The organism is Ciceribacter ferrooxidans (assembly GCF_004137355.1).
Taxonomy (GTDB): Bacteria; Pseudomonadota; Alphaproteobacteria; order Rhizobiales; family Rhizobiaceae; genus Allorhizobium; species Allorhizobium ferrooxidans.
This window is the reverse complement of record NZ_SDVB01000238.1, coordinates 55,553-77,319: the sequence shown is the minus strand read 5'-3', so window position 1 is coordinate 77,319 and position 21,767 is coordinate 55,553. Positions and strand designations below refer to the sequence as shown.

The 21,767-nt window shown below is 65.7% G+C and carries 21 protein-coding genes; 13 read left to right on the top strand and 8 right to left on the bottom strand.

Annotated elements, in window-relative coordinates:
- The first annotated feature begins 19 nt into the window (after positions 1-19).
- The gene (locus tag EUU22_RS11295; protein WP_129332096.1) at positions 20-586 is read left to right on the top strand and encodes a DinB family protein; all 567 of its coding nucleotides are present in this window, start codon (positions 20-22) and stop codon (positions 584-586) included.
- Positions 587-607: 21 nt separating this feature from the next.
- Here EUU22_RS11295 and EUU22_RS11290 read toward each other — a convergent pair whose 3' ends face one another.
- Genes EUU22_RS11290 through EUU22_RS11280 form a run of 3 tightly spaced genes read right to left on the bottom strand, consistent with a single transcriptional unit; the run spans position 608 to position 3,584 of the window.
- The gene (locus tag EUU22_RS11290; RefSeq protein ID WP_129332095.1) at positions 608-1,498 is read right to left on the bottom strand and encodes an NAD-dependent epimerase/dehydratase family protein; all 891 of its coding nucleotides are present in this window, start codon (positions 1,496-1,498) and stop codon (positions 608-610) included.
- Complete coding sequence (locus EUU22_RS11285; RefSeq protein ID WP_129332094.1) at positions 1,495-2,367, bottom strand: glycosyltransferase; 873 nt, start codon at positions 2,365-2,367, stop codon at positions 1,495-1,497. Before EUU22_RS11285 ends, EUU22_RS11290 begins: the two co-directional genes overlap by 4 nt.
- Entirely contained in the window at positions 2,364-3,584 is a 1,221-nt protein-coding gene (locus tag EUU22_RS11280; RefSeq protein ID WP_129332093.1) for an NAD-dependent epimerase/dehydratase family protein, read from the bottom strand. The genes EUU22_RS11285 and EUU22_RS11280 overlap by 4 nt, the downstream gene beginning before the upstream one ends.
- Before the next feature lie 125 nt (positions 3,585-3,709).
- On the opposite strand from EUU22_RS11280, the gene ybgC reads away from it, so the two are divergent.
- The 10 genes from ybgC (at position 3,710) to glmM (ending at position 14,842) form a co-directional block, all read left to right on the top strand.
- Complete coding sequence (gene ybgC / locus EUU22_RS11275; RefSeq protein WP_129332092.1) at positions 3,710-4,168, top strand: tol-pal system-associated acyl-CoA thioesterase; 459 nt, start codon at positions 3,710-3,712, stop codon at positions 4,166-4,168.
- Between the two features lie 193 nt (positions 4,169-4,361).
- Positions 4,362-5,081 (top strand): protein TolQ, encoded by a 720-nt coding sequence (gene tolQ / locus EUU22_RS11270; RefSeq protein ID WP_112689823.1) that lies wholly within the window; start codon positions 4,362-4,364, stop codon positions 5,079-5,081.
- A 26-nt stretch (positions 5,082-5,107) separates the two neighbouring features.
- A complete protein-coding gene (gene tolR, locus EUU22_RS11265; RefSeq protein WP_129332091.1) occupies positions 5,108-5,566 on the top strand; it encodes a protein TolR in 459 nt (152 codons plus the stop codon).
- 9 nt (positions 5,567-5,575) lie between these two features.
- Positions 5,576-6,682, top strand: coding sequence for a cell envelope integrity protein TolA (tolA, locus tag EUU22_RS11260; RefSeq protein ID WP_129332090.1), 1,107 nt, complete (start codon positions 5,576-5,578; stop codon positions 6,680-6,682).
- A gap of 23 nt (positions 6,683-6,705) precedes the next feature.
- A complete protein-coding gene (gene tolB / locus EUU22_RS11255) occupies positions 6,706-8,013 on the top strand; it encodes a Tol-Pal system beta propeller repeat protein TolB (protein ID WP_112689826.1) in 1,308 nt (435 codons plus the stop codon).
- Between the two features lie 157 nt (positions 8,014-8,170).
- Positions 8,171-8,707: a peptidoglycan-associated lipoprotein Pal gene (pal, locus tag EUU22_RS11250; RefSeq protein ID WP_129332089.1), complete on the top strand. Its 537-nt coding sequence runs from the start codon at positions 8,171-8,173 to the stop codon at positions 8,705-8,707.
- Positions 8,708-8,873: 166 nt separating this feature from the next.
- The gene (gene ybgF / locus EUU22_RS11245) at positions 8,874-9,845 is read left to right on the top strand and encodes a tol-pal system protein YbgF (protein WP_129332088.1); all 972 of its coding nucleotides are present in this window, start codon (positions 8,874-8,876) and stop codon (positions 9,843-9,845) included.
- Positions 9,846-9,858: 13 nt separating this feature from the next.
- Positions 9,859-11,187, top strand: coding sequence for a tRNA lysidine(34) synthetase TilS (gene tilS / locus EUU22_RS11240; protein WP_129332087.1), 1,329 nt, complete (start codon positions 9,859-9,861; stop codon positions 11,185-11,187).
- Positions 11,188-11,312: 125 nt separating this feature from the next.
- Positions 11,313-13,250, top strand: coding sequence for an ATP-dependent zinc metalloprotease FtsH (gene ftsH / locus EUU22_RS11235; RefSeq protein ID WP_129332086.1), 1,938 nt, complete (start codon positions 11,313-11,315; stop codon positions 13,248-13,250).
- A 236-nt stretch (positions 13,251-13,486) separates the two neighbouring features.
- Positions 13,487-14,842, top strand: coding sequence for a phosphoglucosamine mutase (glmM, locus tag EUU22_RS11230; RefSeq protein ID WP_129332085.1), 1,356 nt, complete (start codon positions 13,487-13,489; stop codon positions 14,840-14,842).
- Between the two features lie 99 nt (positions 14,843-14,941).
- Here glmM and EUU22_RS11225 read toward each other — a convergent pair whose 3' ends face one another.
- Both EUU22_RS11225 and EUU22_RS11220 read right to left on the bottom strand, forming a co-directional pair.
- Positions 14,942-15,688 carry a YebC/PmpR family DNA-binding transcriptional regulator gene (locus EUU22_RS11225; RefSeq protein WP_129332084.1) on the bottom strand — a complete coding sequence of 249 codons (747 nt, stop codon included), beginning with the start codon at positions 15,686-15,688 and terminating at the stop codon, positions 14,942-14,944.
- Between the two features lie 153 nt (positions 15,689-15,841).
- The gene (locus EUU22_RS11220) at positions 15,842-17,380 is read right to left on the bottom strand and encodes a flavin-containing monooxygenase (RefSeq protein ID WP_129332083.1); all 1,539 of its coding nucleotides are present in this window, start codon (positions 17,378-17,380) and stop codon (positions 15,842-15,844) included.
- 139 nt (positions 17,381-17,519) lie between these two features.
- On the opposite strand from EUU22_RS11220, the gene EUU22_RS11215 reads away from it, so the two are divergent.
- Together EUU22_RS11215 and EUU22_RS11210 are read left to right on the top strand one after the other, a co-directional pair.
- On the top strand, positions 17,520-17,987 hold the full coding sequence (locus EUU22_RS11215; RefSeq protein WP_129332082.1) for a pyridoxamine 5'-phosphate oxidase family protein: 468 nt from the start codon (positions 17,520-17,522) through the stop codon (positions 17,985-17,987).
- Positions 17,984-19,315, top strand: coding sequence for a GAF domain-containing protein (locus EUU22_RS11210; protein ID WP_129332081.1), 1,332 nt, complete (start codon positions 17,984-17,986; stop codon positions 19,313-19,315). The genes EUU22_RS11215 and EUU22_RS11210 overlap by 4 nt, the downstream gene beginning before the upstream one ends.
- 7 nt (positions 19,316-19,322) lie before the next feature.
- On the opposite strand, the gene EUU22_RS11205 is transcribed toward EUU22_RS11210, so the two are convergent.
- The 3 genes from EUU22_RS11205 to EUU22_RS11195 all read right to left on the bottom strand — a co-directional run bounded on the left by EUU22_RS11205 (position 19,323) and on the right by EUU22_RS11195 (position 21,664).
- Complete coding sequence (locus tag EUU22_RS11205; RefSeq protein WP_129332080.1) at positions 19,323-20,144, bottom strand: MBL fold metallo-hydrolase; 822 nt, start codon at positions 20,142-20,144, stop codon at positions 19,323-19,325.
- A gap of 101 nt (positions 20,145-20,245) precedes the next feature.
- On the bottom strand, positions 20,246-21,070 hold the full coding sequence (locus EUU22_RS11200; RefSeq protein WP_129332079.1) for a TIGR00282 family metallophosphoesterase: 825 nt from the start codon (positions 21,068-21,070) through the stop codon (positions 20,246-20,248).
- An 18-nt stretch (positions 21,071-21,088) separates the two neighbouring features.
- Positions 21,089-21,664, bottom strand: a complete 576-nt coding sequence (locus EUU22_RS11195; RefSeq protein WP_129332078.1) for a 5-formyltetrahydrofolate cyclo-ligase — start codon at positions 21,662-21,664, stop codon at positions 21,089-21,091.
- Positions 21,665-21,767 lie beyond the last annotated feature (103 nt).

The window sequence follows — 21,767 nt, the reverse complement described above, 5'->3', positions numbered from 1 at the left end:
AGACGAAGGGAGTGCAGCGATGGACGACCTGACCGACCCCACCCGCGTCTTCCGTAAGCTCGCGCGCAACAATGCGCTCGCCAACTGGCGGCTGTATCAGGCCTGTGCGCGCCTTCGGCCGGGCGAGCTGGAGGCGGCGCGCACCAGCTTCTTTCCCTCGATCCTCAAGACCCTCAACCACATCCTCGTCGTCGACTGGTTCTATGTCGATGCACTGGAAGGTGGGAGGCTCGGGCCGAAGGCCTGGGAGGACGAGGAACCGCTTCACGACCTGCCGGGACTGGCGGAAGCACAGGCGGCCGTCGACCGGCGGCTCCTCGATTTCTGCGACCGGCTCACGGCCGGCGACCTCGCGCGGATCGTCGCGGTTCATCGCGGTGACCGCGTGCAGCACGATCGCTGCGACGACATCCTGAGCCACCTCTTCCAGCACCAGACGCACCATCGCGGGCAGGTCCATGCCATGCTCGCCGGCACCAGCGTGAAGCCGCCGCAGCTCGACGAGTTCATCGTCGGCGACGATGCGGAGGCGCGGCGGGACGCCATGGCGGCACTCGGCTGGAGCGAGGCGGAGCTGATGCGCTGACGGTATCCGCGAACGCCGGCGTCAGCCGGCGTCCTGACCGGCAAGGCTGCCGATCGTCGCCTCGAACAGCGCCCGCCCGCCCGGCCGCCAGCCGAGCGCCCGGATGCCGTCCGTCGCCATCTCCCCGATCCCCGCAAGATCGGCCGCCTCCGGTGGCCGATGGGGACAGCCGACGAGCGCTCCGTAGAGCGAAATGAGGTCGCGGCGGTCGACGACGATGTCGGAAACGTTGAAGGACTGTGCCGCCACCTTCGACGTGTCCGCCTCGAGCAGCAGCTTCACCGCCCGGCCGACGTCGCGGCCGTGCACCTCGGTGCCGGCGCGGGCGGCGACCGGCCGGCCGGCGCGATAGTCCGCGAAGAGACTGTCCCACTTGTTCGGCCGGAGATCGCCGTAGACGCCGGTGAGCCGCAGACTCGTGCCCGCAAAACCCGGCGCGGAAAGGTCGGACAGCACCCGTTCGGCGGTCAGCTTGACCTCGCCGTAGAGGCTCTCGGGCGCGAGCACCATATCCTCCCGGAACGGCGCCGGCTGGCGGCAGCCGTCATAGACCGCGCGGCTCGACAGGAAGACGCAGCGCCGCAGCCCGGCTTTCTTCGCCGCCTCAAAGAGCGCCACCGTGCCGTCGAGATTGCGCCGCCGGAAGCCGTCAGGGTCGCTCCCCTCGCCACCGCGATACTTTCCGGGAAGATGGTCGAAGGCGGCGTGGACGAAATGATAGACGTCGTCGAAGGCAGCCGCGTGGTCAGCTTCCGGATCGAGGGCAAGCGGCCGAAACCCGACCGGGCGGGAGAAATGGCCGGGCGGCGGTGCCTGCCGGCCGGCGACCACGACCGAGTATCCGGCGGCGAGCAGTTCCTCGACGACGTAGCGCCCGACGAGGCCGGTTCCGCCGGACACCAGAACCTTCATGCGACCTCCGCCCGCGCGGGATTGGCAAGCGCGGCGAGGTCGGGTATCCCCTCGCCGGTGTGATAGGCGTGCCAGAGATCGATCAGCGGCCGGAGCGCGGCACTCTTCGGGTGATCGGCTTCCCACGGCTTCTCATACTGGTAGTGGAGCACCGAGATCGCCTTCCAGTCCCAGAGTTCCGGCAGGTTGAACCAGACGTATTGCAGCATGTTCATGAAGACCGGCAGGCCGTGCCAGTCCGGAAAGAACGCTTCGAGGAAGGTCTGGTCGGTGCGCCGCCAGAAGACGTCCGGCCGGTCGAGGCTGTGCAGCATCGCCTCGAAGGTGAGCAGCGACGGCCGGGCGACGAAGACGCCGGAATTCAGCCGGTGGAAGTCCGCAAGGCTCTCGTATACGTTCGGCGCCGCGGAAAATTCCGGATATTCGAACAGCCGGTCGATGTTCCTGAGGACGATGGCGTCCGCATCGATGAAGATGCAGGCGCGGTAGTCGATGAGCTGCCAGAGCCGGAGCTTGCAGAAATTGTCGAGCGGTGTGTGGAAGGAGGGCTTCCGCCCCTTGGTGAAGGGCGCATCCGCATGCAGCCGCCCGCGGGCATGCCGCGCGTTGAAGGCGTCCGAGAGCGGCAGGTGCTCGACTTCGACCAGCCGGCAGTCGAGCGCCTCCAGCGGCGCGAGATCGGCCGCCCCGACGCCGCCGGTGTGGAGCACGACGATGTCGGCCCGGCTGCCGGTGAGGCGGATGGAGCGGGCGAGCGCCGTGGCGCCCATGGCGTAGTCGGCATTGGTCACGAGCGTGACGTAGGCTTCCCGCGAACGGGCCGCCGTTGCGGAGCGGATGCCCCGCACGGTTTCGCTGCCCATCATCATGATACGGACTTCAGCTTCTTGCCTTCGGGATCGCGGTTGATCGTCTTGGCGATGTCCTTCGTCCAGGCCGAGACGGCCGGCACGCGCGAACGGTCGACGCGGTAGGCGAACTTCTTCGCCACCTCGACGATCTCGTCGAGCAGCCCGCCCTGAAGCGTCGTCGGTTGAAGACCGAGGCCGAGGAACTTGTCGTTCCTGACGACAAGGTCGTTTTCCGGGGCTTCCTTGCGCGGATTGGGGAGCCAGGCGATCTCCGAACCGGTCATGCCGGCGATCATCTCGGCGAGGTCGCGCACCCGGTGCGTCTCGGTCATCTGGTTGAAGATCTCGACCCGCGATCCGCGCGCCGGCGGATTGTTGAGCGCAATCTCGATGCAGCGCACCGAATCCTGGATGTGGATGAAGGCGCGCGTCTGCCCGCCGGTGCCATGCACCGTCAGCGGATAACCGATCGCCGCCTGGATCAGGAAGCGGTTGAGCACGGTGCCGTAATCGCCGTCGTAATCGAAGCGGTTGACGAGCTGCGGATGGCGGCGGGTCTGTTCGGTGTGCGTGCCCCAGACGATGCCCTGATGGAGATCGGTGATCCTGAGGCCGTCGTTCTTGGCATAGAACTGGAAGAGAAGCTGATCCAGGCACTTGGTCATGTGGTAGATCGAGCCGGGATTGGCGGGGTAGAGGATTTCCTGAGAGACCGTCTCGCCGGAGGTCGTCTCGACGCCGACCGGCAGATAGCCTTCGGGGATTGCGGCACCGACCGTCGAATAGCCGTAGACACCCATGGTGCCGAGGTGCACGAGGTGAGCGTCGAGGTTGAGCTCGACCAGCGCATTCAGCAGATTGTGAGTCGCGTTGATGTTGTTGTTGACTGTGTAGTTCTTGTGGCGGTCGCTCTTCATGGAGTAAGGCGCCGCCCGCTGCTCGGCGAAATGGATGATCGCATCCGGCCGGTATTCGGCGAGCCAGTTCTTCAAGAGCTCGTAGTCTCGGGCGAGATCGATAAGGTGGAAATGAATGCGACGCCCGGTTTCCGCATGCCAGACGCGGGTGCGCTCCTGAATGGAATCCATCGGCGTCAGCGACTGGACGCCGAGCTCGGTGTCGATCCAGCGGCGGGAGAGATTGTCGAGGATGTGGACATCATGGCCGGCATCGGAAAGATGCAAGGACGTCGGCCAGCCGACAAAACCATCACCGCCCATCACTGCTATTCGCATGGTATCGACTCCTGTGCCGGTTGCGCTCGAATTCTGATAATGCCCATTTGTGACAGAACTACAATGCCGCCGGTCCGGCTCCACAAAACCCTGAGCTATTGAGAGTGTAAAAGGATAAGCATTTGATGAACAAAGCGATTTCCATATGCGGCGAGCTCGTCGAAACCGGCCATCGCCTGCTCCAGCGGGTCTATTACGAAGACACCGACTTCTCCGGCCTCGTCTATCACGCCCGCTACCTGCACTTCCTGGAACGCGGCCGCACCGACTATCTGCGCTGCCTCGGCGTCGAACAGAGCACGCTGCTCGGCATCGACGACGAAGGCCTCGTTTTTGTCGTCCACCGGATGGAGATCGACTTCAAGAGCCCGGCGCGCATGGACGACGTGCTGGAGATTTCCACGACGACGACGAAGGCGGGCGGTGCCAAGATGGTGCTCAAGCAGGAGATCCGCCGTGGCGAGCAGCTGCTGATCGCGGCAAAGGTGACCATCGCCGTCGTCAACCGGCTCGGGCGCCCGCGCCGCCTGCCGGAGACGCTCGCGGCACAGTTCCTCACATCGAGCGCACAAGCGCCGCACTAACGATATCTTAACCATATCGGGGCTTACTGGCGGCACGCAGATTTGTGCGATGCACGCCTTCGTTTGACCAAAATTGAACGCAACAAGGCGTTCTGGGAGCTTGAAGCGGATGGCGACCGGACTCCTTATAGGCAAGCAATCTTGAACCGCCCGGTCTCGTGCCGGGCGTTTGGATTTCGGGGATTACAAAGCGATGGAAGCAGTTGATTTGGCGGCAGCGACGCAGGACGTGAGCCTCTGGAGTCTGTTCATACAGGCGGGCTTCGTGGTGAAACTGGTCATGCTGGGGCTGCTTTCGGCCTCGGTCTGGACCTGGGCGATCGTCATCGACAAGACGATGAGCTACACGAGGGCGCGGCGGCAGTTCGACCAGTTCGAGCAGGTTTTCTGGTCGGGCCAGTCGCTCGAGGAACTCTATCGGACGCTTGCCGAGCGCAACAATACGGGCCTCGGCGCGATCTTCGTCGCCGCCATGCGGGAATGGAAGAAGAGCTTCGAACGCGGCGCCCGTTCGCCGATCGGCCTGCAGATGCGTATCGACCGTGCCATGGACGTGACGCTCGCGCGTGAATCCGAACAGCTGGAGGCCCGCCTCGGCTCGCTCGCCACCATCGGCTCTGCCGCACCCTTCGTCGGCCTGTTCGGCACCGTCGTCGGTATCATGACCTCCTTCCAGGCGATCGCCGGATCGAAGTCGACCAATCTCGCCGTCGTCGCCCCGGGTATCGCCGAAGCGCTGCTCGCGACCGCGATCGGCCTCGTCGCCGCTATTCCCGCGGTTATCGCCTACAACCGCTTCTCCGGCGATGCCGGCAAGCTGACGGCCCGCATGGAAGGTTTCGCCGACGAATTCTCGGCCATCCTCTCGCGCCAGATCGACGAGAAGCTGCAACCGCGTCAGGCCGCCCAGTAAGGGCGGCCGGTTACGGAGACTGACCGATGGCAATGTCTGTTGGATCGAATGGCGGTGGCGGCGGTCGCCGCGGCTCGCGTCGTGGCGGCGGCAAGAAGAAGCCGATGAGCGACATCAACGTGACGCCGCTCGTCGACGTCATGCTCGTGCTGCTGATCATCTTCATGGTGGCCGCGCCGATGATGACGGTCGGCGTGCCGATCGACCTGCCGGAAACGCAGGCGAAGGCGATGAACGCCGACACCCAGCCGATCACCATCTCGGTCAATCCGGCCGGAGAGGTGTATCTGCAGGAGACCCCGATCGCCATCGACGAGGTCGTCGCCAAGCTGCAGGCAATCGCCACCACCGGCTACAACGAACGCATCTACGTGCGCGGCGACACCACCGCCGCCTACGGCACCGTGATGAAGGTGATGGCCCGCATTTCCGCGGCCGGTTACAAGAACATCGGCCTCGTGACGCTGCAAGAACAGGAAAAGTGATCGGACGCTATGAAAGGCAGTCTCATCACATCGGCCGTCCTGCATGTGCTGGCGCTCGTCATGGCGCTGGTCACCATCAGCGCGCCCCAGTCCTTCGACGTCGCCGACGTCGAGGCGCTGCCGGTCGACATCGTGCCGATCGAGGAGATCACCCAGATCCAGCAGGGCGACAAGAAGGCGCCCGTCGCCGAGAAGTCCGCGCCCGTGCCGACGCAGAAGCCGACCTCTGTGGAGAACGCCGAGAACCTCGGCGACAACAAGGTCGACCTGAAATCGGTGCCGACCCCGAACGCCAAGCCGAACAATGCCGAATCCTCCGCCGCGCCGGAAAAGGTCGAGAAGGTCCAGCCGAAGCAGGACGACGTGACCAACGACGTCCAGGACATCATCAAGGAAGACACGGCGACCAATCCTTCGACCGAGGTCGCCAAGGCGGAGCCGCCGAGCGAAACGAAGCCCGAGCCGGCGCCCGAGGCGAAGCCGGAAGCCAAGCCCGAGGAAACGGCGGCCGAGGAAATCCCGCTGCCGGAAAGCGTGCCCCTGCCGGCCGCCAAGCCGAAACCGGAAAAGCCGAAGCCCGCCGAAAAGCCGGCGGAGAAGAAGCCGGCGGAGACCCAGACGGCGAAGAGCCCGGACAAGAAGAAGGCCGACAAGAATCAGGAATCGGCCAAGTCCAAGTCGTCGAAGGAAAGCGACTTCAACGCCGACGAGATCGCAGCGCTTCTCAACAAGAACGATCCGACGGCCGGCGGCGCCAAGGCCTCCCAGGACAAGGCGGCGTTCGGCGGCAAGAAGACCACCGGCGGCTCGAAGCTCAGCCAGAGCGAGATGGATGCGCTGAAAGGCGTGATCCAGAACAACTGGTCGTTCATTCCCGGCCTCGCCGGAATGGAGGGCATGGTCATCCAGGTCCGCTTCCGGCTCGACGAAGCCGGCAACCTGGTCGGAGATCCGGAGGTCACCGCCAGCGGCGGCGAAGCCTCCACGCAGCAGGTCATGATGGCGAGCGCGCGGCGTGCAGTCCTGCGCTCGGCGCCCTTCACCAATCTTCCACCCGACAAATATGACGCCTGGTCGGAGGTCGTCGTGAACTTCGACCCCAGCGAAATGATGTAAAAAAAGCTAAAGGCCTGAAACGAATGATGAAGCTCAATCTTCTTCGATATCTGGCGGTGATCGTCGGCCTTGCCGGCGCCTTCGCAACGCCGGCGAACGCGCTCGTCGAGATCAACATCAACAAGGGCAATGTCGAACCCCTGCCGATCGCCGTCACCGACTTCGTGTCGGGTGACGACATCGGCGCCCGGATATCCCAGGTGATCGAGGCGGACCTGAAACGCTCGGGGCTGTTCGCCCCGGTCAACCGCCAGGCCTTCATCGAGAAGGTCTCCAACCCCGACCAGGCCCCGCGCTTCGAGGACTGGAAGGTCGTCAACGCCCAGGCGCTCGTCGTCGGCCGGATCAGCAAGGAAGGCGACGGACGACTGCGCGCCGAGTTCCGCCTGTGGGACACCTTCGCCGGCCAGCAGATGACCGGCCAGCAGTTCTTCACCCAGCCGGAGAACTGGCGCCGTGTCGCCCACATCATCGCCGATGCGATCTATGAGCGCATCACCGGCGAGAAGGGCTATTTCGACACCCGCGTCGTCTTCGTCTCGGAAAGCGGCACCAAGGCCGACCGCAAGCGCCAGCTCGCGATCATGGACCAGGACGGCGCAAACGTCCGCATGCTGACCAACACCAAGGACATCGTGCTGACGCCGCGCTTCTCGCCGAGCCGCCAGGAAGTGACCTACATGTCCTTCGAAGGCCAGCAGCCGCGTGTCTACCTCCTGCAGCTCGAAACCGGGCAGCGCGAAGTCGTCGGCAACTTCCCCGGCATGACCTTCAGCCCGCGCTTCTCTCCCGATGGCCAGCGGGTCATCATGAGCCTGCAGCAGGACGGTAACGCCAACATCTACACGATGGACCTGCGCTCGCGCACGACGACGCGGCTCACCAACACCGCGGCGATCGACACCTCGCCCTCCTATTCCCCGGACGGTGGGCGGATCGTCTTCGAAAGCGACCGCGGCGGACGCCAGCAGCTCTACGTCATGGGCGCCGACGGCTCCGGCCAGACCCGCATCTCCTTCGGCGACGGTTCCTATTCGACGCCGGTCTGGTCGCCGCGCGGCGACCTCATCGCCTTCACCAAGCAGTCGGGCGGCAAGTTCTCGATCGGCGTAATGAAGCCCGACGGTTCCGGCGAACGCATCCTGACGACCGGCTTCCACAACGAGGGCCCGACCTGGGCGCCGAACGGTCGCGTCATCATGTTCTTCCGCCAGGCAGCCGGCGCCGGCGGGCCGCAGCTCTATTCGATCGATCTCACCGGCTATAACGAGCAGATGATCCAGACGCCGTCCTACGCCTCGGACCCGGCCTGGTCGCCGCTCCTCGAATGAGGCGCAATTGCGCCTCTTTCTTGCCGCAAAGTGCTGCAAATCAGCGGCTTTCAGCGGTGTTTTAGGACCCTGTTAACCATGTTCATTCGATGCCGGTTAACCTAGAACGGTTAGAGTCCGGCAACCCTAACCGAAGACATTCAAGGAGAGACCGGCGATGAGCCGTACTTACGTTCCGGCCACGAGCCGCATGCAGAAACTCGCGCGCAACCCCGCCATCGTCGCGCTGGCCCTCACGCTTGCCCTCGCCGGCTGCGCCTCGAAGAAGAACCTTCCGAACAGCGCCTCCGACCTCGGCCTTGGTGCCGGTGGTGCGGGCACCCCGGGTTCGCAGCAGGACTTCACCGTGAACGTCGGCGACCGCATCTTCTTCGACACCGACTCGTCCTCGATCCGTGCCGACGCCCAGCAGACGCTCGACCGCCAGGCCCAATGGCTGATGAAGTATCCGCAGTACGCGATCACCGTCGAAGGCCATGCCGACGAACGCGGCACCCGCGAATACAACCTCGCTCTCGGCGCCCGCCGTGCCGCCACGACCCGCGACTACCTCGCCTCGCGCGGCGTTCCGGCGAACCGCATGAAGACCATCTCCTACGGCAAGGAACGTCCGGTCGCCGTCTGCGACGACATCTCCTGCTGGTCGCAGAACCGCCGCGCGGTCACCGTGCTCGGCGGCGGCGCCGGCCTCTGAGAACAGGCATTCCGACCGATTGTCGAAGGCGGTCCCTGCAAGGGGGCCGCCTTCCGTCTTTTCTCCATACTTTGGCCGAACTTCAGTTGCTTTTTACCCGCGATTGGAAAGAATCGGCTGTCCGCGCCGGCGTGCGCGAGGATCAGATCGAAACAGGAAACTTGACATGAAACGACTTGCCATGGCCGCGATGCTCGCGACGGTCTCGCTGGGGGGACTGTACGGCACCGCGAGCTCCATGCAGCTTATGCCGGGTATCGGTTCGTCGGCGGCACAGGCCCCGGCGGGCACCAACGCGCGGCAGCCGGTCGTGCTCGCCCAGAGCAACGACGCCTCCGTCCGCGTACTCCAGCTCGAGGAAGAGATCCGCGCCCTGAACGGCCGGGTCGAGGAAATGAGCTACCAGCTCCTGCAGATGCAGGAGCAGATCCGCAAGTTCCAGGAAGACAACGAATTCCGCTTCCAGGATCTGGAGAAGTCGAAGTCGACCAAGAGCGGGGCGCTCAAGGCCCCGGTCGAGAGCGGCACGCAGCAGGACGAGGTCGCCCGCGTCATCACCACCGAGCCCCCGGCATCCGCCGGGGATCCCTCGGGCGCGGCGCTCGGAACGCCGGAGCAGACGCTCGGCTCGATCGAGCTCGATTCGAGCGGCATGCCCGTCTCCGCCTCGATCAACCCCGGCGCTGAGAGCGGCAGCAACCTTCCCGGCGTCGACACGCCGGCCGCCGCGGGCGGTGCCGAAGTCGCCTCGCTCGGCAGCGAGTCCGACGTCTACCAGGTCGCCTATGGCCATGTGCTTTCCGGCGACTACGGCCTTGCCGAGAACGAGTTCAACGACTTCCTGAGCCGCTATCCGCAGAGCCGCAAGGCGGCCGATGCGCATTTCTGGCTGGGCGAGGCGCAATATTCCCAGGGCAAGTTCAACGAGGCGGCGAAGACCTTCCTCAACGCACACCAGGCTTACGGCTCCTCGCCGAAGGCCCCGGAAATGCTGCTGAAGCTCGGCATGTCGCTTGCAGCCCTCGACAATACCGAGACCGCCTGCGCCACGCTCAAGGAAGTGACGCGCCGCTACCCCAAGGCCTCGCGCGCCGTCGTCAACAAGGTTGCGACCGAACAGAAGCGCCTGAGCTGCTGACGCGGCCGTCGCGATGGACGCGCCCGCAGACATCCTGCCCGAGCGGGACACCTCGCCCGAAGACGCCATCTCGCAGTTTCTCGGTTCGCTCGCAAAGCCCTCGCGCATCCTCGTCGCGATTTCCGGCGGCAGCGATTCCACCGGCCTTCTCCTCGCCCTGCACCGGCGCATTGCCGCAGGCGACCAGCCCCACACTCTTTTCGCCGCCACGATCGACCACGCCCTGAGGCCGGACTCCGCCGACGAAGCCGCGCGCGTCGCCGAATTCTGCCGCGACCTCGGCATCCCGCACGAAACCCGCCGCTGGCTCGGCGAGAAGCCCGCGACCGGCATTTCCGCCACCGCACGGGAAGCGCGCTACCGTCTCCTGGCCGATATCGCCGTCGAACGCCACGCAGATCTGGTCGTGACCGGCCATACCGTCGACGACCAGGCGGAAACGATCACCATGCGCACGGCCCGTGCCCCCTCCCCGCACGGTCTTGCCGGCATGGCCCCCGCCACCCTCTACGACCGCAGGCTCTGGATCGTGCGGCCTTTCCTTTCCGTCCGGCGCGCGGCGATCCGCGCCTTCCTGACCCGGAACGGCCTCGGCTGGATCGACGACCCGAGCAACGTCAATCCCGGCTATGAGCGCGTCCGCACCCGCATGGCGCTGTCGCAGGCGGCCCCGGACGTCGACCGGACCGCCGCCACCCGCCGCATTCGTCTTTCCGCAGAAGCCGCGAACCTGCTGCGTGCCACCGCCACGGTCCGGCACGGAACCATCATCCGGCTCGCGCCCGAAGCATTCGACGCCGAACCGGAGGTGCTGCGCCATGCGCTGGCGTTCCTGCTCGCCGTCCTCGGCGGCCGGTCCTATCTGCCGGCGGGCGAGCAGATGGATCGCGTCACCGCCCTCGCGCTTGCACCCGGACATGGCCGGACGACGGCGGCGCGCACGCTTTGCTGGAAGCGGACCGACGGGTTCTATCTGATGCGGGAAAACCGCAATCTGCCGGAAGTCACCATCGCGCCGGGACGAACGGCGCTCTGGGACGACCGGTTTCTCGTCACGAACGGTGGCGAGGAGGAAATCCGGATCGGACCCGGCCCGGACCTGCCCGCCGGCGATGACGACCGGCCCGTCCCCCGTCTCCTTGCGCGGCACCGGGCACGGGTTCTGCCGCATGTTATCTCCCCGGAACGCGGCGTACCCGTCGCGGCCGCCGAGGTGGAGGCCGTTTCGGTCGAGCCGGTGCTCGCCCCCTTCGACCATTTTCTGCCGGTTTTCGATCTCGCCGCCGCCGACGTTCTGGCCGCGCTCTTCGGCAGGTCCCTGTATCCCGTTGCGCCAATTTAGGTCTTGTTGACGGAAAACGCATTCGCGAGGTCGGTTTTCCTTGGCAATGCGGCACCGCAATCCTATGTTAATGGACAATCATACCGGCCGCAGGCAATGCAGGCTGTTTCTGTTCGGGGAGTTCAATGAACCCAAATTTTCGTAATTTCGCGCTATGGGCCATCATCGCCTTGCTGTTGATCGCTCTCTTCAGCATGTTCCAGACGTCGCCGTCTCAGACCAGCTCGCGCGAAATCCCGTATTCGCAGTTCCTTCGTGAAGTCGATTCCGGCCGCGTCCGTGACGTCACCGTCACCGGCAATCGCGTCGCCGGCACCTATGTCGAGAACGGAACGGCCTTCCAGACCTATGCGCCGGTCATCGACGACATGCTGCTCGAAAAGCTGCAGTCGAAGAACGTCATGATCGTCGCCCGCCCCGAGACCGACGGTTCCTCCGGCTTCCTCAGCTATCTCGGCACGCTTCTGCCGATGCTGCTGATCCTCGGCGTCTGGCTGTTCTTCATGCGGCAGATGCAGGGCGGATCGCGCGGCGCCATGGGGTTCGGCAAGTCCAAGGCGAAGTTACTCACCGAGGCCCATGGCCGCGTGACCTTCGATGACGTCGCAGGCGTCGACGAGGCCAAGCAGGACCTCGAGGAAATCGTCGAATTCCTCCGCGACCCGCAGAAGTTCCAGCGCCTCGGCGGACGTATTCCCCGCGGCGTGCTTTTGGTCGGCCCGCCCGGTACCGGTAAGACGCTGCTCGCCCGCGCCATCGCCGGCGAGGCCAACGTGCCCTTCTTCACCATTTCGGGTTCGGACTTCGTCGAAATGTTCGTCGGCGTCGGCGCAAGCCGCGTCCGCGACATGTTCGAGCAGGCGAAGAAGAACGCGCCCTGCATCATCTTCATCGACGAAATCGATGCGGTCGGCCGTCATCGCGGCGCTGGCCTCGGCGGCGGCAACGACGAGCGCGAACAGACGCTCAACCAGTTGCTCGTCGAGATGGACGGCTTCGAGGCCAACGAAGGCATCATCCTGATCGCCGCGACCAACCGTCCCGACGTTCTCGATCCGGCGCTTCTGCGTCCGGGCCGCTTCGACCGCCAGGTCGTCGTCCCGAACCCGGACATCGTCGGCCGCGAACGCATCCTGAAGGTCCATGCCCGCAACGTTCCGCTGGCGCCGAATGTCGACCTCAAGGTGCTCGCCCGCGGCACGCCCGGCTTCTCCGGCGCCGACCTGATGAACCTCGTCAACGAGGCGGCGCTGATGGCGGCGCGGCGCAACAAGCGCGTCGTCACCATGCAGGAATTCGAAGACGCCAAGGACAAGATCATGATGGGCGCGGAACGCCGCTCGTCCGCCATGACCGAGGCCGAGAAGAAGCTGACCGCCTATCACGAGGCAGGGCATGCGATCGTCGCGCTCAACGTGCCGATCGCCGATCCGCTGCACAAGGCGACGATCATTCCGCGCGGCCGTGCCCTCGGCATGGTCATGCAGCTTCCCGAGGGCGACCGCTACTCGATGAGCTACAAGTGGATGGTCTCGCGGCTCGCGATCATGATGGGCGGCCGCGTCGCCGAGGAACTGACCTTCGGCAAGGAGAACATCACCTCCGGCGCCGCCTCCGACATCGAGCAGGCGACCAAGCTCGCCCGCGCCATGGTCACCCAGTGGGGCTTCTCCGACGAACTCGGCCAGGTCGCCTACGGCGAGAACCAGCAGGAAGTCTTCCTCGGTCATTCCGTCTCGCAGAGCCGCAACGTCTCGGAATCGACCGCGCAGAAGATCGACAACGAAGTGCGCCGCCTGATCAACGAGGCCTATGTCGACGCACACCGCATCCTCACCGGGCAGCACGACGACTTCGTCGCGCTGGCCGAGGGCCTGCTGGAATACGAAACGCTGACCGGCGACGAGATCAAGGCCCTGCTGAAGGGCGAGAAGCCCGCCCGCGACCTCGGCGACGACACGCCGCCGAGCCGCGGTTCGGCCGTGCCGACGACGGGCGTCAAGAAGGACACCGGCGCCAAGGGCGGAGAGGCCGAGGGCGGTCTGGAACCCCAGCCGCACTGACCCCTCCCTCGCAGGCATACCTGCAGAAACACGGGACCGCCGCTCGAAAGACCGGCGGTCCCTTTCGTTTCCGGTAACAGGATATATTGGACATTGACGCGAATTTACGTGCCGTTTCGCGCGTTTTGTGGCAAGAGCAGCCCGAGAGGGTGCCGCGTCCCGGCCCGTCTGCGTGTAGTCGCGCGGCGGAGCCTGAAACCACCCGCGGCACCGCCAATGCACTTTCGGGAGTACACATGTCACGTCGCTATTTCGGTACGGACGGTATCCGTGGACAGTCCAACGTCTTTCCGATGACGCCGGATCTCGCCATGCGGGTGGGCATTGCCGTGGGCACGATCTTTCGCCGCGGCCAGCATCGGCACCGCGTGGTGATCGGCAAGGATACCCGCCTTTCCGGCTACATGCTCGAGAACGCCCTCGTCGCGGGCTTTACCGCCGCCGGCCTCGACGTCTTCCTGCTCGGACCGATCCCGACCCCTGCGGTCGCCATGCTGACCCGCTCGCTGCGCGCCGACATCGGCGTGATGATCTCCGCCTCGCACAATCCCTTTGCCGACAACGGCATCAAGCTCTTCGGGCCGGACGGCTACAAGCTTTCCGACGAGATCGAGCAGCAGATCGAGGAGCTCCTGGACAAGGACATCTATGCGCAGCTCGCCCCGGCCAAGGAAATCGGCCGCGCCAAGCGCGTCGACGGCGACATCTATCGCTATATCGAGTTCGTCAAGCGCACCCTGCCGCGCGACGTCACCCTGCATGGCCTCCGGATCGCCATCGACTGCGCCAACGGCGCCGCCTACAAGGTGGCTCCCGCCGCGCTCTGGGAGCTTGGCGCCGAGGTGATTACCATCGGCAACGAGCCGAACGGCACCAACATCAATCTCGATTGCGGCTCGACCCATCCTTCGGCGCTGCAGAAGAAGGTCCACGAAGTGCGCGCAGACATCGGCATCGCGCTCGATGGCGACGCCGACCGCGTCATCATCGTCGACGAGAACGGCGCCATCGTCGACGGCGACCAGCTGATGGCGGTGATCGCCGAGACCTGGGCGAACGACCAGAGCCTCAAGGGCGACGGCATCGTGGCGACCGTGATGTCCAATCTCGGGCTGGAACGCTTCCTCAACGGCAAGGGCCTCAATCTCGCCCGCACCAAGGTCGGCGACCGCTACGTCGTCGAGTACATGCGCCAGCACCACTACAATGTCGGCGGCGAGCAGTCGGGCCACATCGTGCTCTCGGACTTCGGCACCACCGGCGACGGCATCATTGCGGCGCTGCAGATTCTCGCCTGCGTCAAGCGCACCGGCAAGACGGTGAGCGAGATCTGCCACCGCTTCGATCCCGTGCCGCAGCTCCTGCGCAACGTCCGCATCTCCGGCGGCAAGCCGCTCGAGGACAAGACGGTCAAGCAGGCGATCGCCGACGCCGAGAGCGAGCTCGCCAAGAGCGGCCGCCTGGTGATCCGCCCCTCCGGCACCGAACCGCTGATCCGCGTGATGGCGGAAGGCGACGACCGCAGCCAGATCGAGCGCATCGTCAACGACCTCGTCGGCGTGATCGGCGGCGCCCGCGGCGCGGCGGCTTAAGCTCTCAGTAGGGGAGTCATACTCGGACGTCACGAGCAAACAAGAAAAAGGCCCGGCTGCGCAGGCAACCGGGCCTCATTTTGTGTCGTGACTTGACGATCAGGCCGAGAGCTTGGCCATGACCTCGTCGGAGACTTCGAAGTTCGAGTAGACGTTCTGCACGTCGTCGTCGTCTTCCAGCGTGTCGATGAGCTTCATCAGCGACTGCGCCTTTTCCTCGTCGACTTCGATCGTGTTCTGCGGCTTCCAGATCGCCTTGACGGATTCGGCTTCGCCGAGGGTCGATTCCAGCGCCTTCGAGACTTCGTTGATGTCCTCGAAGCCGCAGTAGATCGTGTGGCCGTCCTCGTCGGTGACGACGTCTTCGGCGCCGGCTTCGATCGCCGCTTCCATCACCTTGTCGGCGTCGCCGACGGAAAGCTTGTAGGTGATTTCACCGACATGGTCGAAGGAGAAGGAAACCGAGCCGGTTTCGCCGAGTGCGCCGCCGGCCTTGGAGAAGGTGGAGCGCACGGAAGAGGCGGTGCGGTTGCGATTGTCGGTCAGGGTCTCGACGATGACGGCAACGCCGCCCGGACCATAGCCCTCGTATCGGATGGCATCATAGGTTTCGGCATCGGCGCCCGATGCCTTCTTGATCGCGCGTTCGATGTTGTCCTTCGGCATCGACTGCGCCTTGGCGTTCTGAACAGCCAGGCGAAGTGCCGCATTCATCGTCGGATCGGGCAGACCGGTCTTTGCGGCAACGGTGATTTCGCGCGCGAGCTTGGAGAACATTTTCGACCGCACGGCATCCTGACGGCCCTTGCGGTGCATGATGTTTTTGAACTGTGAATGGCCAGCCATGGCACCCCTGATCACACTTATTGTTGGGAATGGCGCCTTATAAGAGCGAAAACCGCCCGGTTCAAGTGCGGCAGGGGCATTTCCGCCACCGCAGGCTCCCCGCGGCGAACGGCGGGCGGTTGCGAGGGGCCGCCCGGCGGCGGCCCCGGAGGATCAGGCGGCGGAAGACAATGCCTCGCGGCGCACGAGACCGCGGATCGCCTGCTCCTCCGCCGTGAAGGCGGGATGGGCGACGGCACCGAAGGCGGCGGCGGCCCCTTGCACCCGCAAGGTCGCATCGGGGAGCGCATCCGCACCGTCGAGGCGGAAGGAGACGGCCGAGAGCGGACCGAAGAGCAGCGCCCGTTCGAGATCCGGCCGTGCGGAAAGATCCGGGTCGACCCCGGCATTGCGCGCGAAGCCGAGGGCGGCGACATGCATCGGCACTGCCGGAGGCCCGGCGCGCATGGCCCGCGCCCGCCCGACGCCTTCCGCCATCTCCGCCTGCGACGGCATCGGCACGACCCCGGCGAAACAATAGCTGATCCAGCGGGCCTGCAGTTCGAGCACCGGCAGGTAGGGACCGACGAGATCGTAGAGGCCGAGGAAGGCGAGACCCGGCAGGTCGGGGTGGAAGGTGTGATCATGGAGGTCCATGTGCACGTCGTCGAGGCCGAGTGTCGCGGCCGTCGCGGCATCGAGGAAGGGCAGCGACAGGCGGTAGCCGGTCCCGAGGATGATGCCGTCGAACTCGCCCCGGCGGCCGCCGCGGAAGAGGACACGGTTTCCATCGATCTCCTCGATCCACGGCATGACCGCGATGCGCCCTTCCGCCACCGCCGGCAGGAACTGCTGCGACTGGGTGATGCCGGCGGCGAAGATGTCGTCGTCGGGTGCGGGTGCCCCGAACTGCGCCGGATTGCCTGCGACGGCGAGCACCTTGGCCCGCAGCCCCGCGGCAAGCTCCGGCGGCGGCAACACGCCGCCGAGGAGGGCTGCGGCGCGGTTGAACATCGCGTGCTCGGTCGGCACGCCGGAGATCAGCTTCGGCAGGACATAGCGCTGGCGGCGATTGGCGACCGTGACCCGCGCGCCGCCATAGGCGAGCTCCGAGGCGATCTCGAGCGCGCTGATCGAGCAACCGGCAACGAGCACGTGTCGTCCGCGATAGCGCTCGGCGCCGTTATATTGGGCGGCGTGGATTGCGCCGAGCGATCCGGAAAAGCCCGAGAGGCCCGAAATCTCCGGGACCGACGGCGTACCGCAGCGACCCGTCGCCACCACAACCCGCCGGAAGACCTCCGAGCGCTCGCGCCCGCCGCTCGCCGAGCGGATGAGCCAGCCACCGCCGGCCGCAGCTTCGAGGCTCTCCACCCGGGTCGACAGCCGCAGCGTCGGCAACAGTCCCGAGACGAAGGCATAGCGCTCGAGATAGTCGAGCATCTCGTCCTGGGTGAGATAGGTCGCGCTGCCGGGCGCGTGGTCGAGATCGGAAAAGGCCGTCATGATCCGGCTCGTGTTCGTGCGCATGCCCGGCCAGACGGCGCTCGTCGCGCAGGCCGAGTTCCACTGGCCGCCCAACCGGGCGGACGCTTCGAAGACGACCGGATCAAGCCCGTGGGCCATGAGCCACTTCGCTGCGGCAAGTCCGCCGGGTCCGGCGCCGATCACGGCGACGCAATTCTCGGGCATCGCTGTCGTTTGCTGTTTCATCCTGCTCTCCTTCGTTCGCTGGGAGCCTTGCCAATAGGCGCTTCGGCGGCGGCCGTTTCCTAAAAGCTTGCTAAGCCGGGCGGCGGGAATCCTAAAACTTCGCGGGCTGCGCTATGCATGTCGAAAGAGGAGAGATTCCATGCTGGACCACGAACTGGCGGCCTTCATCGAAAGCCCGGTGATGCAGATCATCGGGACGGCGGATGCCGACCGCCGTCCGGAGGTCGGCCGCGGCGTCGGCGCATGGCCGCTCGACGGACGCCGGATCGCCATCGTCGTCTCCGCCTGGCAGTGGCCGGGCACGATCGCCAACCTCAGGGCGAACGGCGAAATTGCCGCGACCTTCTCGCGCCCCGCCGACTACGTGACCTACCAGATCAAGGGCAAGGCGGAGGTGCGAGACGCCGAGGCGGACGAGATTGCGCGCTCGGAACGCTACATGGTCGCCATGGTCTCCGCGCTGATGCGCCTCGGAATTGCGCCGGAGATCATCGCCCCCTGGCTCAGCCACCGCGACGCGCGGCTGGTGACGGTCGACGTCGCTTCGGTCTTCGTGCAGACGCCGGGGGCGAAGGCGGGCTCGAGACTCTGGAGCGCGGCAACATGACGATTGTCCTCCGTGATCTCGAAGCGTGTTTCGAGGGCGTCATTCCCTCGATCATCGCCACCGCCGACCCCGAAGGCGTGCCGAACATTTCGTATCTCTCCCACGTGTCGATGGTCGACGACGAACACGTGGCGCTCTCCAACCAGTTCTTCGCCAAGACCGCCGCCAATATCCGCCTCAACCCGAAAGCGACCCTCGTCGTCGTCGACGGCCTCACGGGCGCGCAGTTCCGCCTGCAGCTCGCCTTTGCCTACACGCTGGAGGATGGCGCCCTGTTCGACCGTCTCGCGCGGGAGGTCGCCGCCGGCAGCGCCCAGGTCGGTATGGGCGACGTCATGCGGCTCCGCTGCGTCGACGTCTTCCGCGTGGCCGACATCGAGGCGATCCCTTCGCCGGTCGAGACGAGCGCGCTTTCCGCACGCCCGCGGCCGGACCGGCTCGTCGCCGCCGAGAAAATAGTCGCCGACATCGCCGCGGCGACGGATGCGGGTGGCATCGTCGACGCGCTCCTCGGAGGCATTTTTGAACATCTCGGCTTCGGCCACGCCCTGCTTTTCCAGAGCTATGGAGAAAAGGCGCAGATCACCGCGATCGGCAGCACCGGCTATGTCCCCTCGGGCATCGGCGCCGAGGTGCCGTACGGCGAGGGGTTGATCGGATCGGCGGCAGCGAGCGGCAGGATCGTCAAGGTGAGCGACATGAGCCGCATCCGCCGCTTCGGGTCGGCGGTGCGCCACTCCTCGCCGGACGAAAACCGGACGCGGGAGATCGTGCTGCCGGGCATGGCGGACGCGATGAGCCAGATCGCCGTGCCGCTCCTCGTCCAGGGACATGTCGAGGGCGTCCTCTTCGTCGAGAGCGGGAGACGCCTCGCCTTCACCCGCGAGGACGAAGCAGCCCTTTCGATCGTCGCCCGGCAGGCGGCGGCGTCGCTCGCGCTCTGCGAACGCATGTCCTTCGATCCGGAAGCCGCCTTCCCGGCCGATGTCGCAACCGCTCCCGGCGGCCGCCGGATCGACATCGCCCATCACCCGTTCGACGACAGCGTCTTCATCAACGGCGATTACGTGATCAAGGGCGTGGCGGGGCGGCTGCTGGTGCACATGCTCGGCCAGTATCTCGAGGGCGGACGGCGGGAGTTCACCAACCGCGAGATCCGTCTCGACACGAGTCTCCGCCTGCCCGACTACAAGGACAATCTCGAAACCCGCCTTCTGCTGCTGCGGCGCCGGCTCGACGAGAAGCACCTGCCGATCCGCCTCCAGCAACTCGGCCGCGGCAAGATCGGGCTCGCCGTCGAGGGCGAAGTTCGCCTTACCCGCCGGTAGGCGGATCTCAGACGCCCCTCAGCACCAGGATCAGCGGCTTTTGCGGCAGCGTGGCGATGGAGACGGTGACGGCGGCGCTGTCGGAGAGCTTCCAGTCGAAGCTCTGGTCGAACATCGCGAGGAAATCGGCGATCGGCGGACCGCGGCGGTGCATCGGCAGGATCAGCGCCGAGCGCAGCCGCTTGACCGTACGGCTCATGCTGTCGGCACCCATGGTGAGACCGCCGTCGACGGGAACCATGACGACGTCGAGCCGACCGATCTCGGCGAAGTGCCCGTCCGTCAGCTCGTGGTGCAGGTGTCCGAGATGGCCGATGCAGAGACCTGCGACCTCGAAGATGAAGATCGAATTGCCGTTCGCCTCGAAGCCGCCGAAGCTGCGGATGTCGGTGGTGACGTTGCGGATATAGGCGTCGCCGACCACGACCTGATGCACCGCCTTGTCGCCGGGCGTATCGCTCCAGCCGTGCAGGACATTGGCGATCGCCGGATCCGGCGCGAGCGTGTAATGGCTCGAATGCGCCTTGTTCATCGTCACCACGTCCGGCATGCGCGGCGAGCGCAGCCAGCCGTTATAGTCCGTCGCGATCGAGATGCCGCCGGGCGTTTCGATGAGGAAGGTCGAGTGGCCGAGATAGGTGATCGTCACCGTGTGGTCGGCCGCGGCCAACTGGAGCGAGGGGGAAGCATCGAAGCGCACGAATGTCGCCTTCGGCAGGGTTTCGGCGACAAGCTGGCATTCGCTGACCGGCGGACGTTCTTCCTCGGCGCGGACACCGACGGCGGCAAAGATCAGGGAAATGAACGCTATGGCAAGTCGCAGCATCATGCCGGCCCCGCACCATCCATCCGATGGCAGAGGATGGGCCAGGACAGCGACCAGGTAAAGCCGGAGAGGCTCACATTTGCGTTAGAGCCGCCGCGGCGGGCTTACCGCCAGAAATCCGGGATCGTCTCGGTGAGCCGCGGCCCGATCCGGAGCGGCGCGATCTTCTCGGCAAGACCGGTGCGGTCGGAAATCTCGACGCCGACGCCGCAGATCGTCGCCGGCCCGTGCGCCGCCTCGAACCGCCCTTTCGGCATCTTCGAGATGAAGCGATTGAGCGGCTCTTCCTTGTCCATGCCGAGGGAGGAGTCGTAATCGCCGCACATGCCGGCGTCCGACATATAGGCCGTGCCGCCGTTGAGAATCTGGTGGTCGGCGGTCGGGACGTGCGTATGGGTGCCGACGACGAAACTCGCCCGGCCGTCGACGAAATGGCCGAAGCACTGCTTCTCGCTGGTCGCCTCGGCGTGGAAATCGAAGACGATGGCGTCAGCCTGTTCCTTGAGCGGGCAGGCCGACAGGATCGCCTCCGCCGAGGTGAAGGGATCATCGAGCTCCGGATGCATGAAGACCCGGCCCATGATGTTGGCGACGAGCACGCGCGCGCCGTTGCGGGCGTAGAAGACGCCGGAGCCCTTGCCGGGCGTCCCCGCCGGATAGTTGGCGGGGCGCAAGAACTGGTCGTGGCGCTCGCAGAAGGAGACGGCCTCCTTCTGGTCCCACACGTGGTTTCCGGTGGTCACGACATCGGCGCCGGCATTGATGGTTTCGAGGTAGATGTCCTCGGTGATGCCGAAGCCGCCGGCGGCGTTCTCGCCGTTGACGACGACGAAATCGAGTTTCAGGTCGGAAATCAGGCCGGGAAGCCGCTCCCACACCGCCGTCCGTCCCGTCTTGCCGACCATGTCACCGAGAAAAAGCAACCGCATTCACGTATCCAGTCATCATCATCCAAAAGTCCGCATGCCATTCTCCGTCACCACAGCTTCCAGCCGGACGTCGTGCGGTTCGAAGGGGACATGTGCCACTTCCTGGCAGGCGAATGCAATGCCGATCAGCCGGGGATCACGCCCTTTTTGCCGCAATCGCGCGATCGCCCGGTCGTAATGGCCGGCGCCGTAGCCGATGCGGTGACCGCCGCCGTCGAAGGCGGCGAGCGGCACCAGCAAGATGTCCGGATCGAGCTCCGCCGCGTCCGGCCCCGGCCCGCGCGTGCCGAAACCGGTGGAGACGAGCTCGCCGCCGGGAAGGAGTTCCCGGAAGACGATGGTCTCGCGGTCGAGCACCACCGGCAGGCAGAGACGCGCACCGCGCTCGCGCAGCCGGGCCATCAGCGGGCGGATGTCGGCCTCGGAACGGATCGGCAGGAAGCCGGAAACGACCGCTCCGGGTTCGAACGCCAGCGCCTCGCCGAAGGCGGCGATCGCCAGGCTGTATTCGATCCGCGTGTCGGCGGGGATCGCGTCCCGCCGCTCGAGCCGTTCCTTGCGCAACTGCGCCTTCATCGCCGCATTCCCCGTCATTCCGTCTCCCTGCGCTACCGCCGACCGATCCGCGCGGCACCTTATGCCGTTGAGACTTCGTATTAGCCGCTATGTGCGCCATTGCAAGTCGTCCCGGCCCTGT

Bases quoted from the DNA above. Each gene is read 5' to 3' on its own strand.
- EUU22_RS11205 (WP_129332080.1), bottom strand. From the start codon at position 20,144: ATGATGCTGCGACTTGCCATAGCGTTCATTTCCCTGATCTTTGCCGCC.
- EUU22_RS11280 (WP_129332093.1), bottom strand. From the start codon at position 3,584: ATGCGAATAGCAGTGATGGGCGGTGATGGTTTTGTCGGCTGGCCGACG.
- EUU22_RS11215 (WP_129332082.1), top strand. From the start codon at position 17,520: ATGCTGGACCACGAACTGGCGGCCTTCATCGAAAGCCCGGTGATGCAG.
- EUU22_RS11225 (WP_129332084.1), bottom strand. From the start codon at position 15,688: ATGGCTGGCCATTCACAGTTCAAAAACATCATGCACCGCAAGGGCCGT.
- EUU22_RS11210 (WP_129332081.1), top strand. From the start codon at position 17,984: ATGACGATTGTCCTCCGTGATCTCGAAGCGTGTTTCGAGGGCGTCATT.
- EUU22_RS11200 (WP_129332079.1), bottom strand. From the start codon at position 21,070: ATGCGGTTGCTTTTTCTCGGTGACATGGTCGGCAAGACGGGACGGACG.
- tolQ (WP_112689823.1), top strand. From the start codon at position 4,362: ATGGAAGCAGTTGATTTGGCGGCAGCGACGCAGGACGTGAGCCTCTGG.
- ftsH (WP_129332086.1), top strand. From the start codon at position 11,313: ATGAACCCAAATTTTCGTAATTTCGCGCTATGGGCCATCATCGCCTTG.
- EUU22_RS11195 (WP_129332078.1), bottom strand. From the start codon at position 21,664: ATGACGGGGAATGCGGCGATGAAGGCGCAGTTGCGCAAGGAACGGCTC.
- tolB (WP_112689826.1), top strand. From the start codon at position 6,706: ATGATGAAGCTCAATCTTCTTCGATATCTGGCGGTGATCGTCGGCCTT.
- tolR (WP_129332091.1), top strand. From the start codon at position 5,108: ATGGCAATGTCTGTTGGATCGAATGGCGGTGGCGGCGGTCGCCGCGGC.
- EUU22_RS11290 (WP_129332095.1), bottom strand. From the start codon at position 1,498: ATGAAGGTTCTGGTGTCCGGCGGAACCGGCCTCGTCGGGCGCTACGTC.
- pal (WP_129332089.1), top strand. From the start codon at position 8,171: ATGAGCCGTACTTACGTTCCGGCCACGAGCCGCATGCAGAAACTCGCG.
- EUU22_RS11220 (WP_129332083.1), bottom strand. From the start codon at position 17,380: ATGAAACAGCAAACGACAGCGATGCCCGAGAATTGCGTCGCCGTGATC.
- tilS (WP_129332087.1), top strand. From the start codon at position 9,859: ATGGACGCGCCCGCAGACATCCTGCCCGAGCGGGACACCTCGCCCGAA.
- tolA (WP_129332090.1), top strand. From the start codon at position 5,576: ATGAAAGGCAGTCTCATCACATCGGCCGTCCTGCATGTGCTGGCGCTC.
- EUU22_RS11295 (WP_129332096.1), top strand. From the start codon at position 20: ATGGACGACCTGACCGACCCCACCCGCGTCTTCCGTAAGCTCGCGCGC.
- ybgC (WP_129332092.1), top strand. From the start codon at position 3,710: ATGAACAAAGCGATTTCCATATGCGGCGAGCTCGTCGAAACCGGCCAT.
- glmM (WP_129332085.1), top strand. From the start codon at position 13,487: ATGTCACGTCGCTATTTCGGTACGGACGGTATCCGTGGACAGTCCAAC.
- EUU22_RS11285 (WP_129332094.1), bottom strand. From the start codon at position 2,367: ATGATGATGGGCAGCGAAACCGTGCGGGGCATCCGCTCCGCAACGGCG.
- ybgF (WP_129332088.1), top strand. From the start codon at position 8,874: ATGAAACGACTTGCCATGGCCGCGATGCTCGCGACGGTCTCGCTGGGG.